The following is a 216-nucleotide window of genomic DNA, read 5'->3' on the forward strand; positions in this document are numbered from 1 at the left end:
GCGCACCGCCATAAGCAGGGCCAGAGTATTTCTCTGAGGAGGTGTCTGACACCCTGGAGACATCCGCTTCAAGTTTCATCACCGCCTCAAGGGTGTCAGACACCGGCGCACCGCCATAAGCAGGGCCAGAGTATTTCTCTGAGGAGGTGTCTGACACCCTTGAGAGATCCGCTTCAAGTTTCACCGCCGCCTCAAGGGTGTCAGACACCGGCGCTC

1 protein-coding gene is annotated in these 216 nt (G+C 58.3%); it reads right to left on the reverse strand.

Translation table 11 applies throughout. From position 1 onward, the window contains the following. Positions 1-208, reverse strand: a 208-nt coding sequence (locus tag RT697_RS16595) for a hypothetical protein (RefSeq protein WP_313700310.1), incomplete at its 3' end; no start/stop codon positions are given. Positions 209-216 lie beyond the last annotated feature (8 nt).

Source organism: Achromobacter sp. (genome assembly GCF_032113835.1).
GTDB lineage: Bacteria > Pseudomonadota > Gammaproteobacteria > Burkholderiales > Burkholderiaceae_B > Achromobacter.